Raw genomic sequence first — 13715 nt, 5'->3', positions numbered from 1 at the left:
TGTCTCCTGATGCAGGAGGTATTAATGACAGATTTTGACAGCGTGCCTCTGGTGAAGAGCGATGAAGAATCGTCGACTTTTTGGGAAATCTGGCAAAACCGCCTGGTTGAGCCCGACCCCGCCCTGAACGACAACGTGGGGGATAACGTGGGGCTCCTGCTGTTGAACCTGCTTGTCATTGTGCCGCTGACGTTGCTGTTTGCCTATCCGCTGACTCTCTCGGCGACACTGCTGATGACCAGAGCGGGGGTGACAGGGGAGACGATCAGCATGAAAGCGGCGCTGAAGCAGGCGCTGAGCCGGGTGTGGCCGCTCGCCGGCAGCACGTTTGTATTTGGACTGTTCATTTCAGGCATCCTGGTTATTTTGACTGTGCTTTTTATGGTGGTCGGCATCAGCATCGTAGGCATGGCGACCGTGGATGACAGCGATCTTTCACCGCTCGCCCTCATCGGTTGGCTAATCGGCGGGTACATCGCACTGATTATCACAGTCGTGCTTGTATCGAGCTTTTTTGTGATTCGTTGGGGGTTTTACCTGCCGGTAGTGTTGCTGGATCATGAAGGGCTTGGTATTGGAAGGAGCTGGAAGATAACAAAGGGCAACTTCTGGCGCCTGGCAGCGCTGTACCTGGTGATGACGGTGATCTACACCATCTTCTCTGGCGGCATTTCCGCCTTGTCGCTCGTCGTTTTTGGCACGTCCATCCTGAGCAAACTGATCCAGGTGCTGGTCTCGTGCCTGCTGATGCCGTGGATGATGATTGTCTACGCTCTTTCCTATCTGGATCTGAAGCTGCGTTATGAAGGAACAGACGTGGAGGCGCTGCTGAAGCGGCAGGCTGCGGCTTCGGCTGCGGCGGAGTTGAATGGCAGCCATGATTGATGCGGATCAACTCTCCCGCGACAAGGAGCGGCTGGCGCAGATATTGTCTGCCGATGAGTATGCCGTTCGGGCAGAGGAGGGAAAAAGCTGGCTGGATGTGCTGATGGAGCCCATCGTGGAGATGATCAGCCGCCTGCTGAAGCACGCTGACGTGTCGCCGGGAGCCGTCAGTACGCTTTCGGGTGTGATCATCATCGCCGCTCTGATCGGCCTGTTCGTGCTGATCATCTGGCTTATCAGCCGGATGGTGCGGACGGTACAGCGAAAAGCAGCGCCGCTTTCGAGAGGGGAACACATCCGCACGCACGCCGATTGCCTGCGGGAAGCCAAGGAGATGGGACAGCGGGGCGAGTGGCGGGAAGGCATGCGCCTCATGTTCCTGTCCCTGCTCTTGTATCTGCAGGAGCAGTCGTGGATCCGGGTGGAAAAGTGGAAGACCAACTGGGAGTATATGGATGAGCTGCGCGAACGCCAGCCGGCTTTGGAACCGCTGTTTCGCCGCCATGCACACGCCTTTGAACAGGTGTGGTACGGCAGGAAGCGCGTGGAGGAGTCGGTCTTTTGGCAGCATGTGAGCGAGCTGGAACAGCAGTGGAACGGGGAGGGACAGCATGGGGACCGTCGCTAAATACCGTCTGGCTCTCGCCGCCGCCGTACTGCTGCTAAGCGTGCTGGGCTGGCTGTTCATCAATCCGGCAGCTCCGTCGTATCCGCCGTACGTCTCGTTTTCGCCCCAGCCAACCGGTCTCAAGGCAGTCGCGACGCTGCTGGGGGAAAAGCGAAGCGGCGTCAAAGAGTGGCGTCAACCGTGGCGCTTTTTGCCGTCGGGCAGCGGCCAGCTGCTGATCGTGGTCGAACCGCTCCAGGTGACGGACATCGAACGGGAGGATATCCTCCGCTGGGTGGAGAGCGGCAACGACCTGGTCGTGTTTGAAAAAAATCCGACCGGATGGGAGGAGGCTGACCTGTCGGCCGTTTCCGCGGGGGAGGCAGGAGATGAGGCAAAAAAAGAGAGGCCCATCTACACCTCTATCCCCGGTCAGAGCGGGACCGGGCTGGTGCATGCGCACAAGCGGCTGGACGACACGCCGGGCATGGAGAAGCTTCTCTCCGACGATCTGGGCATCATCGCCGGACGGACGCAGGTGGGGGCTGGCACAGTCACGCTGTTTCTCGTGCCCGAGTGGCTGACCAACGAGCAGGTGATGAACCACTCCCACTTCGAACTGATCTGGCCGTACTTGCAGGGGGACTGGAGCGTCATCTGGCTGGATGAATACCATCACGGCTATCGGCAGCAGCCGGGCATGCTCGCCGTCTACCCGGGTTGGTTGGTGGCGGCTCTGGCCCAACTGGGGCTGGTGCTCCTGTTTTGGCTGTGGCGGAAGGGCAAACGATTTGGCCCTGTCTACACCCTGCGGGAATGGACGGTTCGCCGTGGGGATGAAACGCTGCTGGCCGTGGCGAGCTGGTACGAACGGCGCCGCCTGACCCTGGATGCCTTGAAAATCCGGGAGGCGTACCTGCGGCAGGTCATGCAGGAGCGCTGGGGGCTTCACACCCGGGCTTCGTCCGCTGAAATCGCGGCGGCAGCCAGGGCGAGGTGGAGCGAAGCGGAGGCGGCCGCGCTCATCAGTCTGCTCGATCGGATCGAGAGGGCAAAGGCGGAGGGGCGCTGCTCGCTCAAGCAGTTGGTGGCCGAAAGCCGCATGCTGGATGACATGACAGAGCGCGTGGAAAAGGAGTGATTTAGACGTGGAACAATTGCTGCAAGAAATGGAGAAACGCGTGTTGGGACAGCGGCACAACATTCGGTTGCTGCTCGCGGCACTGCTTGCCGGCGGTCACGTGTTGCTGGAAGGGGTGCCCGGGATCGGCAAGACGAAAATGGTCCGCACCCTGGCCGGCTTGATCGGCGGCGAATACAGACGGATTCAGTTTACCCCCGACATGATGCCGAGCGACATCATCGGCAACGTCGTGTTCAACATGCAGCAAAACCGGTTTGAAACGGTGAAGGGACCGGTCTTTGCCAACCTGCTTCTGGCTGACGAGATCAACCGCACGCCGCCCAAGACGCAGGCGGCGCTGCTGGAAGCAATGGAAGAGCGGCAGGTGACGATTCACGGCGTCACCTATCCGCTGCCTGATCCGTTTTTTGTCATCGCCACGCAAAACCCGGTGGAGTACGAAGGCACGTACACCCTGCCGGAAGCGCAGTTGGACCGGTTTCTGTTCAAACTGCAGGTCACCTATCCGTCGCATGAGCAGGAAACGCAGATTCTCAGGCAGCACGTGCCATTCTTTGCCGAGCCGGCGGAAGGGAGCGAGCCGGTCATCAGCATGGAGGAGATCGTCCGCGAGCGGCGGAAGCTGGCCGACGTGGTGGTGGAAGATTCGATCATCGAGTACATCGCCACACTGATTCGCAAGACGCGGGAGACCAATCGGCTGCTGCTGGGGGCCAGTTCGCGAGCAGGCATTGCCGTCCTGATGGCGAGCAAGGCCTGGGCTGTTTTGGATCAGCGGACGTACGTCACGCCGGATGACGTCAAGACAGTCGCGCGGCCGGCTCTGCGCCACCGGCTGATTCTTGCGCCGCAAGTGGAATTGGAGGGGGGAACCAGTGACCACATCATTGATGAGACGCTGGCCGCGATTCCGGTTCCTCGCTAGGTTTTTCTTCGACGACTTCATCTTGCCGACCAGGCGGCTGATTCTCCTGGCGCTGTCCGGCTGCCCGCTGGCGGCGCTGGGATACCTGCTCGGCTGGGGGTATGCCGTGTTCTGGATGGTGAACGGGTTGCTCGTCATCGCGAGCGTAATCGACCTGGCATCGCTTCCCAGGCGCAGGGAACTGATCGCGGTGCGTGAACTGCCGCAACAGATTGATCTTGGCCGGGCGCTGCCCGTCTGCATCCACCTGGAAAACAGGAGCGGCCAACTCGTCTGGTACGAACTGCTCGACGATTTGCCGCTCTCATTTGATCGGCTGGAGCCGCTCGCGGGAGAACTGCCGCCGGGCTCCGTCACGGTCCGCTACGAAACCCGCGCCAGGGAGCGGGGGACGTACACGTTGTCTCATCTGTATCTGCGTTACAGGGGGAGCATCGGATTGTGGCAAAAGCAGGCAAAGCTGTCCTGCAAGCAGTCTGTCAAGGTGTATCCCGATCTGTCCGCCGTGCGCGGGTACCTCAACTCGCTCCAGGAAAGCCTGATCGTAGATGGCAGGAAAGTGATGCGTCGGGCCACGTCGGGTTCGGAGTTTCACGCGATCCGCGACTACGTACCGGATGACGATCCCCGCCACATCAACTGGTCGGCCTCTGCGCGGACGCGCCGCCTGATGACCAACCAGTACCGCCCTGAGCAGGGAAAAGTCGTGACGATTCTCCTGGACTGCGGCCGGATGATGGGCGTGGAGCTGAACGGCCGGACAAAGCTGGACTTGTCGTTGGAAGCGGCGCTGACGCTGGCCGCCGTTGCCCTGCGGCAGGGGGATCAGGTGGCGCTGCTCGCCTTTTCCCATGAAACCAAGGTGTACGTGCCGCCGGGCAGAGGGCTTGCCCACCTGCACACCCTGCTGGACGCGGTCTTTGACCTGCAGAGCGACTTCGTCGAATCCAATCCGCTGCAGGCGCTGGAGTACCTGTTTCGGCAGCAGAAGCGGCGCAGCCTGACGGTGCTGTTTTCCGACATGGAAAACTACCTGCTTGAAGATCAGATGGCTGCGTACCTCAGGCGGTTTCGGCGCAGTCACCTGTTGTTATTGCTCTCCCTGGCCGACCCGCTGCTGCACGCCTGGAACAAGGCGGAGACTGTCAGCAGCCGCCTGGCGTATATCAAGGCCTTGGCCCAGCGCTTCCAGCTCGATCGGAAAGCGTTTCAGCAAAACATGATCGGCGCGGGCATCCAGGTTCTGGACGTCCCGGCCGATCAGCTCACGCTGGCGGTAGTGAACCGCTACTTGGAGATCAAGGCGAGAGAAGCGCTGTGACGCTGCCGCTTCAGCCCGTATATGTACCAGCCGACAATGACGATGAGGGTGAGAATCGCCACCGCGTATTTCGCCTCGAGGGAGAGTGCGGAGGGCGTGATGTACCCTTCGATGATACCGGCGACGACAAACAGCGGCAGCGTTCCGAGCAGCAGTTGGGCCGATTCCTTGGCCGCCTGCAGGAACTGGTATTTGCGGTGGTATGGTCCAGGTACGAGCATGCGGTAGCCCATGTGCAGACCGGCCCCGCCGGCGATGAAAATGGCCGTCAGCTCGATCACGCCGTGCGGCAGGATGTAGGCCCAGAACGCGTAGCTGGCGTTCTCCTGCCAGTAGACCGCGGCCAGCGCTCCGACCAGCAGGCCGTTGAACAGCAGCAGATAGAGCGGCACCAGGCCAAGCGTCACACCGCTGATGAAGGCGAGAATCGCTACCTTGATGTTGTTGAGCATGATCTCTGTGGAGATCAACGGACTGTCAATCGCTGCGTGTCCCTGGCCGAGCTGGCTGGGATCGATCCGTTCGGCCATCCCTTCCGGCAGGACGTAGTAGAGATTCAGCGGATCGGCCATGACGGCGGCAAATCCGGAAACGCCGCCGATCAGAAACAGGACGGCCGCCCAGCCGATAAACGGCAGGCGTTTGCGGATCAACTCCAGCAGGTTGACCCAGAAAAAACGGGAGAGCTGTCCGCCGCTGGTCGACTGCTGCTTGTACGCGATGTTGTGGGCACGGGCCACCAGTCGGTTCAAGTAGCGGGTCACCTCATCGTGCGGGTGATAGGTGCGGATGTAGGCCAAATGGGCAGAGGTCTTTTTGTACAGCAGCGTCAGCCGGTCAATGTCAGCCGCGCCAATCTCCCGCGGTCGCTTGTGAAAACGATCCAGCAGCCGCTCCAGTTCGGCCCAGGTGGATTTGTGGGTGTGCCAAAACGACGTCACATTCACGATGAACCCTCCGTTTGCGTGGTCTATTTACAAATAATAGGAATATGAATGGTACTTACTCGTTTCGGAGAAGGGAGAACGTTTTACCCATGAGTGATCAGAAAAGCATCGACCGCCCATACAGAGAAACGGCCATCGTCACTCCCGAGCACGTACAGCTCCGGTTTCAAACGGCCGGGTTGGGCAGCAGGGCGGCGGCCCAGCTGATTGACACGCTGCTCCTTCTCTTGGTTAATCTTACTGTATTTGTGTTGATTGTCATAGTCGTATTTGGCAGTGAAGAGGAATTTTTCCAGGATGAAAATAGCTACGCCCTGGCTATCCTGCTGATCGTCCTGACTGTGTTGAATTTCGCCTATTTTTTGCTGATGGAGTACTTCCGCGGCGGACAGACGCTGGGAAAGAAGTGGATGGGCCTTCGCGTCATCCAGGAAAACGGCCAGTCGCTGACGTTTTTGTCCGCCGTGATTCGCAACTTGTTCCGCATTATTGACAATCTCCCGGCCGGCTACTTTCTCGGCGGATTGGTCGTGTTTTTTCATCCCCGGGACAAACGGATCGGCGACATGGTGGCCGGAACGATTGTCGTGTTGGAAGACGAGGGGATGCGTCTATCCCGAAGACACAAGAAGCGGAAACTTGCCCGCTGGATGGCGGATGCACCGCCCTTTGTGTTGACCGAACAGCAGAAACAGGCAATCACCCGGGAAGACTGGCAGCTTCTCTCCGCCTATGTTGATCGCCTGATGACCATGGCGGAGGACAGGCGAATGATACTGGCCCTGGAAATCACACGACGGCTGTGCGACAGGTTGGATTGGCCTGACCGGAAGACGGCGATGGCTTTTCCGATCGGATTTTTGCTGCAACTGCACGAGCAGCTTCAACATGAGTGGAAGATTGGGCCGTAATCAGAAAGATCGGAGCGTTCCGATCTTTTTTGCAATGCGGTGTCGCCTGCCGTGATTGTGTTATAATAAAATGTCAACTCATGTCGCACAAGAGGAGGGAGAGCAGATGAGCGACAAGTACGTTACCGCTTCATCGACTTCATCGACCACACTGCGCCTCCCGGAACAGGGGAAGCAGGGAGGAAAGCGCAGGAGAAACGGCCTGTTCACCAGTTTGGTGCGGGCGGTCGCTCCCGGGACGGACGATAAGCGCTCGCTTGTGCCCACAGTCATCGCTGTGCTGTTGTGGCTGGGACTGGCCGGCGTCGGATACGCGTTTGCCGTTCACACGCTGGACAAGCAGCAGCAGTTCGTGACCCAGCGCCTTCAAGAGGTGCAGGCTCAGAACGAGCAGCAGATGAAGCAGGTAGAAGAACAACTGGCGCTCGTCCAAAACGAAATGAAACAGGTGCAGAGCGGATTGGCGACGCTCCAGGAAGATCTGCAGCTGACAGGCGAAACCATCGGCGGCACCAACAAGACCAAACAAGCCCTGCAGGATCGGATCGATCAGCTCAACAAGCAGTTGGGTGAGCTGAAGGCGTCGCTGAAAAAACTGGAGGATGCGGCCCGTGCCTGGTAAGATTCACCGCTTCTTCGCGTTTCTTTTGGCACCGGCGGTGGGGTTCCTGCTGGCGTTTTCCCAGGCCAACCCGGTGGACAAGCTGCCGGTGGAGCAGTTGACGCCGCCGGTGGAGGCGACCGGCAATCAGGTGGCGGCGCTGATGAAGCAGCTCGATGACACAAATGACCAACTGCGCGAGGCGTCATCCATCATGGAAGAGCTTCGCAGCCGGGCGGACAAGGAGAAACGGGAGTACGAGGAACAGCACAAATCGATCAACAACCTGTTGGAGACGAGCAAAACGCAGACGCAAAAGTCAGCCGACGTGCTGGACACGATCTTGTCCAGCATGCTGGGCAATCCGGTCGGGCAGAGCTTTGGCCCCAACTCCATCGTCAAAGTGTATTCCCTGGAAGAAGCCGGATACCGCGGTTACATGGCCAAAGTACGGCTGAAAAACCCCAACGCGCTGCGGATGGTGCTGGCGCATGACGCGGTCAAAAGCAAGGGAGAGACGACCAGCAGCGCCGGCAAACGCACGGGAGCGGTGCTGGCGATCAACGCCGGCGGCTTCATGAAGGATAAAAACGGCTATCTGACCCCGCTTGGGATTACTGTCGTTGACGGCAAGATTCGCACCTTTTCGACGAACACCAATCTGAGCTTCGTCGGATTCAACAAGCAAGGGCGGCTGGTCGGCGGCAAAATCACCTCGCAGCAGCAAATCACCCAGCAGGGGATTTTGCAGGGGGCCAGCTTCCTGCCGACGCTCCTCAAGGACGGCAAGCGCATGCCGATTCCGCGCGAATGGGCCAATGCCCGGCAGCCGCGTACGCTGATCGGCCACTTTGACAACGGCGACCTCTTGCTGATCGTCATCGACGGGCGGCGCAAGGGGTGGAGCAACGGCGTCACGCTGGAAGAAGCGCAGCGCAAACTGCAGGAATTCCACGTGGTGGACGCCTACAATCTGGACGGCGGCGGTTCCAGCGCCTTCTACTACAATGGCAAGATTCTGAACAAGCCTTCCGACGGCAGGGAGCGTCCGGTGGTCAGCAATCTGGTGATCATGCCGTAGCTGGACAGCTCGGCAGCGGATGCCGAAAACAGCCTGATTGAACATCGCTTCGAAGAACAGTCACTCGTCATGCGGGTGGCTTTTTTCGTTGGGTTCAGTCCTTTTGTCCCAGATGCACTCGCGCCTTTCTCACGTTGACCGGGCCTAATATTCAGAAATATAATAATTTTCATAGATCACCGGAGGATGAGGAGGGATTCAATGAAAAAGGCAAAAGTGCTTCTTGCGTCCTTGGCGGCGCTGGTGTCGCTGGCAGCGCCGGTGCAGGCGGCCGTGCCGGGAATTCCTGCAGGTGCGGACGGAGCGACACAGGGCATTGTGGCGGTTTCCCACCCGGCGGCGGCACAGGTGGGCCGGGACATTCTGCAAAAAGGCGGCAATGCAGTGGACGCCGCAGCGGCGATCCAATTTGCCCTCAACGTGGTGGAGCCGCACATGTCGGGGATTGGCGGCGGCGGTTTCATGATGATTTACCTCAAGGATCAGGACAAAATCACGGTCATTGACAGCCGGGAAATGGCTCCTCAGGGAGCAGACGCCCGGATGTTTCTGGATGAAAAGGGTGAGCCAATCCCGTTTGCCGAACGGCACACCAACGGCAAGGCGGTCGGGGTGCCCGGCACGCTGCTCGGTGTGGATAAGGCGCTGACATCATACGGCACGATGTCGCTCGCCGAGGTAATCGAGCCGGCGATCGAGCTGGCAGAGAAGGGCGTTGAGGTAAACGGGGTGACCGCCCGATATATCGCCGCCACGAAGGACAAACTGCTGAAGCACAAGACGGCCGGAGAAGTGTTTGTGCCAGGCGGTACGCCCTTGAAAAAAGGCGATCTGCTGATCCAGCCCGATTTGGCGAAGACCTTCCGACTCATCAAGGAAAAGGGGACGGACGCCTTTTACAAGGGAGAAATCGGTGAGGCACTCGTGCGCGAAGTACAGCGGACCGGCGGTTCCATGACCATGGACGATTTGCAGCGGTACGAGGTCAATGAACGCGAGCCGGTGCGCGCCAAGTTCCGCGGCTACGAAGTGGTCTCCATGTCTCCCCCCAGCTCCGGCGGATTGACGGTGATCCAGATTCTCAAGCTGATGGAGGGCTTTGACAACAAAAAGGCCGGGTTTGGCTCGGTGGAATACCTGCACAATCTGATCGAGGCCAACCGTCTGGCTTACGCGGACCGGGCCGCGTACATGGCGGACGAAGACTATTACCCCGTGCCCAAGCAGGGCCTGATCCACGACGACTACATAAAGGAGCGGCGCTCATTGATCCGGCCGGATGCGGCCAACCCTGAGATTACTGCCGGCGATCCCTGGAAGTACGAAACAGACAAGAAGCCGGTGCCGGCCCTGAATCTGACCGACCCCCAACCCGTCAAGCAGACGACCCACTTTGCCGTGATGGACAAATGGGGCAACCTCGTCTCCTACACGACGACGATCGAAGACGTCTTCGGCAGCGGCATCATGGTCCCCGGATACGGATTTATGCTGAACAACGAGCTGACCGACTTTGACGCCGTGCCGGGCGGAGCCAACCAGGTGGAACCGGGTAAGCGTCCGCGCTCCAGCATGAGCCCGACCATCGTGCTGAAGGACGGCAAGCCGTTCATGGCAGTGGGATCGCCCGGAGGCTCCACGATTATCGCCTCCGTGTCGCAGACCATTTTGAACGTGATCGAGCACGGCATGGAGATCCAGGACGCCATCCTCGCACCGCGCATCTTTACCAGCAGCTATCCCAACGTCACCTGGGAGGCGGGCATCGACCAGGACGTCATCCTCCAACTGATGGCCAAGGGGCACGTGTTCAACGATCATCCGGAAGACATCGGAAACGTGCAGGCAATCATATACGACTTTGAGACCGGCAAAATGTACGGAGGAGCCGACAACACGCGGGAAGGAACCGTGCTTGGGGTGGACGCGGTGGCGTATACGTCGGCGGAGCCGGAGCCGCTTCCCCCGGTGGAAAAAGGACCGTTCGTGCTGAAAGTGAACGGCCACGTCTACCCGTACACGGCTGACCAGAAGGCGTTGATCAACGGTACCGCGTACGTCGAGGCGGAAAAACTCCTTCTCGGACTGGGCGGCGATCCCTCCCGCTTCCAACAGGACGTCGTCACAGTGGGCGGCAAAGCGTTTCTGCCGGTGAAAAAAGTGGCCGAAGCGCTCGGTTACACGATTAGCTGGGACGCGAAAGAAGCAGCCGTCCTCCTCAAAAAACCGTAAACAGATTATTCCCTTCGAGGCCCTGCCGAACATGGCAGGGTCTTTTGGTTGTTTGCACATGTGGGAAGAAGCGGTATGACGTATTGGTCAGGCAGGGGTGTATAATTAGGGGGGATTATGCGCGCATCGTCGGCAGGCTGTTTCCCGTTTTGTACGGTTGAGGGAGCAAACCTGGCAAAAAGCGTAACATTTAAGGCTATGATTCCGTCATTCTACATGGTAATGTAGAACAATACACATGTGTGTGCAAGGAACCAGGAGGTATATCGCATGAAAACACGAAAACCCGCCGGTCTAGCAGTTGCAGCCGTACTCTCCGCCGTGCTGTTGGGAGGATGTGAAGGGCTGCAGCCGACCGCTCCGGCGGACTCGCAGCCGACTTCGACGGATGGGGCTAACGCTCCGTCATCCTCATCGATCAGCCTGGCCGCCGTTCCGGACAGCATGGTGCTGGCACCGGGGGCCAAAAAGACCTTACCGTACGGGGATGGCGTCACGTATCATTCTTCTGCGCCCGATGTCGTGATAGTCGGTTCCAACGGGGAGCTTTCCGTATCTTCCCAGGCAAAGGCCGGTTCCACAGCGACCGTTACCGTGGAGTATCAGGGCGAACGCAAAGACGTGACGATCACCGTCAAACCCTCTCTCGCTGCGACCGTGACGATGGTGAACGGAATTCCGACCGTTACCAATCCGGACGATTTGGTCGTGGTGGTCAACAAGGAACGGGCCCTGCCCGCCGATTACGTGCCGCCTCGTCTGGTCGAACCCAACGTGCCGTTCACGTTTTCCGGCAAGGCGGAGAAGCGCCTGTTGCGCGAAGAAGCGGCCCGTGCCCTGGAGGAGCTGTTCGCCAAGGCGAAACAGGATGGCATTCAGTTGTACGGTGTCTCCGGTTACCGTTCGTATCAAACGCAAAAGGGACTGTTCGAAGGTTACGTGAAAACGCAGGGAGCTGAGCACGCGAACCGCTACAGCGCCCAGCCGGGGAAAAGCGAGCATCAGACCGGCCTGGCTATCGACGTAGCAGGCACCGATCCCAGCACCTTGCTGGAGGAGCCGTTTGCCGATACCCGTGAAGGCAAATGGCTGGCGGAGCACTGCGCCGAATTCGGGTTCATCATCCGCTATCTGAAAGGGAAAGAAGAAATCACCGGCTACGCCTACGAACCGTGGCATATCCGCTATGTCGGAAAAGAAGTGGCCAAGGAGATCATGTCCTCTGGTGTTACGTTGGAAGAGTACTTCCAGGACAGCGGTCAGGTGCAGGCTCGTTAGGCATCCGATATACTGACAGATTGACGAAGCGGCTTTCCGCCCCGGATAGGGGACGACGGACAGCCGCTTCTTTCGTCGTCGGTTCGTGCGGCTGCCGGAGTGAGACGACCGCCTGGAACGAATCCCGGCGGTTTTTTATTCTGTAAGAAAAAAATGGCCGCTTGTATCTAACTAAATAGAGAGAAAGGAGGGAGAACGCTGGAACAGAACCATCTGTTGACGGACGGTGCCGTACTGAACCAGACCAGGGATGCCGCATTCGAACAACTGATGCAGACGCAGATGGCTCGGGTGTACCGGCTGTGCTGCTGGTTGGTCAACGACCGGACGGCTGCGGAGGACATCACCCAGGAGGTTTTCCTCAAGGTGTACAAGCATCTGTCTGCGTTTCGGGGAGACAGCCGGATTGAGACATGGCTCTATCGGATTGCGGTCAATGAGTCCAAACGGTACCTGCGCTCTGGGGTGTTTCGCAAACGGTTTTCCGCCTCCCAGGCAAACCGTGTAGCGTGCGCCGACATCGAGAAGGAGGTCATGCGGAAGGACGAACAGGCCGCGTTGTCACGGCTGATCGACACGCTGCCGTTTCGGCACAAACAGGTACTCATTCTCCACTACTACGAAGAACTGAGAGTGGAAACGATCGCCGAAATCCTGGGCATTACACCCGGAGCAGTCTACACCCGCCTGCACAGGGCGCGGGAAAAGCTGAAAGCATTGATGCGCAAGGAGGAGGAGCGATGGATTTAGACAAAAGGCTGCGCGAGCTGGCAGCGGCGAAGCGGATGGCATTTCAACCGTCCAGGGCGGACATGGAGCGGATCGAACGGAACATCCGCGAAAGGATCGGACAAAAACAGGGGAGGTTCCGTCGTGCCGCAGTCTCCATCGCGGCCGTGGCGACAGCCTGCGGGGCGGGCGCGTTCCTCCTGACGCCTGTTGTTATGGACTGGCAGCGCGATGCGGGAGGCGGCCGCGTTCCTGTCGTTGAGCCGGCAGACCCATCTGTTGAGGAGCAGTTCCCGTTTGCTGAGGAATTCATCCGATTCCTGAAGTCGTATACCGACCTGGAGCTCACTCAAATCGAGCCGTCGCCATTTGCAGACGTTTTTGCGGCAACGAATCAAGCCGTTCGGCTGACCACCAACCAAGGGAAGCTGGACGTCGTGTTTTTCCCCAATCCGGGGCAAGCGGAAAAGGTGGAGATCGACGAGGATTTTTCCGTGCCGGGCCACATTACCTTAACCTTCACTGGCGCTGAGCTAAAGACGGGCTTTACTCCGATGAAAGCATCGGGGCCGACCTATGTGTACGCGCATGATAAGCTGTTGCTGCTGACGAACAAGAGCGGATTCCTGCATTCGTTCCAAATCAAGTTGTTTCTCCACGACGTGTACCGGGATGTGTTTGAAAGTTTCGGCATCGATCCGGAGGAGTATGAATTCGACCGAGGGATCAAGCAAGGGAAGCAGGCATCTCACCTGTCGGAAAAAGCGTGGAAAGGATTGGATGCAGCCTGGACACAGGTAGCCGTAAACGGAAAGGTCGGCGACATCATCCCTGGCCTGTTTCTTAAACACGATGGCCAGGAAGCGCTGATTGTCTACAAGTCGTCCGATGCGGTCAATCACCTATACCGTTACGCGTGGGAGGAAGAGCGGGGCGAGTGGGTGCTCACGGCACACGGCAGCAAGCAGGGGAAAACCATCCGGAAACGCCCATGACTGACGATTCCCCGTTTCCTTGCCGTCGCTGTCTGGCGGAATCTGGGATACGTGCGGTT

13 protein-coding genes are annotated in these 13715 nt (G+C 58.8%); 12 read left to right on the top strand and 1 reads right to left on the bottom strand.

What is annotated here, in order from left to right; all coding sequences use genetic code 11:
- Nucleotides 1–24: 24 nt before the first annotated feature.
- From IRT44_RS17910 to IRT44_RS17890, 5 genes are read left to right on the top strand one after another with little or no spacing between them, the layout of a single operon-like run.
- On the top strand, nt 25–885 hold the full coding sequence (locus tag IRT44_RS17910; RefSeq protein ID WP_230077126.1) for a DUF7847 domain-containing protein: 861 nt from the start codon (nt 25–27) through the stop codon (nt 883–885).
- A complete protein-coding gene (locus IRT44_RS17905; protein WP_230077125.1) occupies nt 869–1513 on the top strand; it encodes a DUF4129 domain-containing protein in 645 nt (214 codons plus the stop codon). Before IRT44_RS17910 ends, IRT44_RS17905 begins: the two co-directional genes overlap by 17 nt.
- A complete protein-coding gene (locus tag IRT44_RS17900) occupies nt 1497–2633 on the top strand; it encodes a DUF4350 domain-containing protein (RefSeq protein WP_230077124.1) in 1137 nt (378 codons plus the stop codon). The genes IRT44_RS17905 and IRT44_RS17900 overlap by 17 nt, the downstream gene beginning before the upstream one ends.
- A 7-nt stretch (nt 2634–2640) precedes the next feature.
- On the top strand, nt 2641–3561 hold the full coding sequence (locus IRT44_RS17895) for an AAA family ATPase (protein ID WP_230077123.1): 921 nt from the start codon (nt 2641–2643) through the stop codon (nt 3559–3561).
- Entirely contained in the window at nt 3512–4882 is a 1371-nt protein-coding gene (locus tag IRT44_RS17890; protein ID WP_230077122.1) for a DUF58 domain-containing protein, read from the top strand. The genes IRT44_RS17895 and IRT44_RS17890 overlap by 50 nt, the downstream gene beginning before the upstream one ends.
- On the opposite strand, the gene IRT44_RS17885 is transcribed toward IRT44_RS17890, so the two are convergent.
- Nucleotides 4849–5829 (bottom strand): stage II sporulation protein M, encoded by a 981-nt coding sequence (locus IRT44_RS17885; RefSeq protein ID WP_230077121.1) that lies wholly within the window; start codon nt 5827–5829, stop codon nt 4849–4851. The genes IRT44_RS17890 and IRT44_RS17885 overlap by 34 nt on opposite strands.
- Nucleotides 5830–5918: 89 nt before the next feature.
- Here IRT44_RS17885 and IRT44_RS17880 point away from each other — a divergent pair, with 89 nt between their 5' ends.
- The 7 genes from IRT44_RS17880 to IRT44_RS17850 all read left to right on the top strand — a co-directional run bounded on the left by IRT44_RS17880 (nt 5919) and on the right by IRT44_RS17850 (nt 13656).
- On the top strand, nt 5919–6740 hold the full coding sequence (locus tag IRT44_RS17880; RefSeq protein WP_171564250.1) for an RDD family protein: 822 nt from the start codon (nt 5919–5921) through the stop codon (nt 6738–6740).
- Between the two features lie 106 nt (nt 6741–6846).
- Nucleotides 6847–7362: a coiled-coil domain-containing protein gene (locus tag IRT44_RS17875; protein ID WP_171564249.1), complete on the top strand. Its 516-nt coding sequence runs from the start codon at nt 6847–6849 to the stop codon at nt 7360–7362.
- Nucleotides 7343–8422, top strand: coding sequence for a phosphodiester glycosidase family protein (locus IRT44_RS17870; RefSeq protein WP_171564248.1), 1080 nt, complete (start codon nt 7343–7345; stop codon nt 8420–8422). Before IRT44_RS17875 ends, IRT44_RS17870 begins: the two co-directional genes overlap by 20 nt.
- A 201-nt stretch (nt 8423–8623) precedes the next feature.
- Nucleotides 8624–10654 carry a gamma-glutamyltransferase gene (gene ggt / locus IRT44_RS17865; RefSeq protein WP_230077120.1) on the top strand — a complete coding sequence of 677 codons (2031 nt, stop codon included), beginning with the start codon at nt 8624–8626 and terminating at the stop codon, nt 10652–10654.
- Between the two features lie 270 nt (nt 10655–10924).
- On the top strand, nt 10925–11932 hold the full coding sequence (locus tag IRT44_RS17860) for a M15 family metallopeptidase (protein ID WP_230077119.1): 1008 nt from the start codon (nt 10925–10927) through the stop codon (nt 11930–11932).
- A gap of 216 nt (nt 11933–12148) precedes the next feature.
- Nucleotides 12149–12682, top strand: a complete 534-nt coding sequence (locus IRT44_RS17855; RefSeq protein WP_230077118.1) for an RNA polymerase sigma factor — start codon at nt 12149–12151, stop codon at nt 12680–12682.
- On the top strand, nt 12673–13656 hold the full coding sequence (locus IRT44_RS17850; protein WP_171564246.1) for a hypothetical protein: 984 nt from the start codon (nt 12673–12675) through the stop codon (nt 13654–13656). The genes IRT44_RS17855 and IRT44_RS17850 overlap by 10 nt, the downstream gene beginning before the upstream one ends.
- Nucleotides 13657–13715: the final 59 nt, after the last annotated feature.

Origin of the sequence: Brevibacillus sedimenti, assembly GCF_020923495.1 — a bacterium.
GTDB classification, from domain to species: Bacteria; Bacillota; Bacilli; order Brevibacillales; family Brevibacillaceae; genus Brevibacillus; species Brevibacillus aydinogluensis.
The sequence above is the reverse complement of the archived record's forward strand: the minus strand, read 5'-3'. Positions and strand labels throughout refer to the sequence as shown.

Bases quoted from the DNA above. Each gene is read 5' to 3' on its own strand.
- IRT44_RS17900 (WP_230077124.1), top strand. From the start codon at position 1,497: ATGGGGACCGTCGCTAAATACCGTCTGGCTCTCGCCGCCGCCGTACTG.
- ggt (WP_230077120.1), top strand. From the start codon at position 8,624: ATGAAAAAGGCAAAAGTGCTTCTTGCGTCCTTGGCGGCGCTGGTGTCG.
- IRT44_RS17910 (WP_230077126.1), top strand. From the start codon at position 25: ATGACAGATTTTGACAGCGTGCCTCTGGTGAAGAGCGATGAAGAATCG.
- IRT44_RS17870 (WP_171564248.1), top strand. From the start codon at position 7,343: ATGCGGCCCGTGCCTGGTAAGATTCACCGCTTCTTCGCGTTTCTTTTG.
- IRT44_RS17850 (WP_171564246.1), top strand. From the start codon at position 12,673: ATGGATTTAGACAAAAGGCTGCGCGAGCTGGCAGCGGCGAAGCGGATG.
- IRT44_RS17880 (WP_171564250.1), top strand. From the start codon at position 5,919: ATGAGTGATCAGAAAAGCATCGACCGCCCATACAGAGAAACGGCCATC.
- IRT44_RS17875 (WP_171564249.1), top strand. From the start codon at position 6,847: ATGAGCGACAAGTACGTTACCGCTTCATCGACTTCATCGACCACACTG.
- IRT44_RS17905 (WP_230077125.1), top strand. From the start codon at position 869: ATGGCAGCCATGATTGATGCGGATCAACTCTCCCGCGACAAGGAGCGG.
- IRT44_RS17860 (WP_230077119.1), top strand. From the start codon at position 10,925: ATGAAAACACGAAAACCCGCCGGTCTAGCAGTTGCAGCCGTACTCTCC.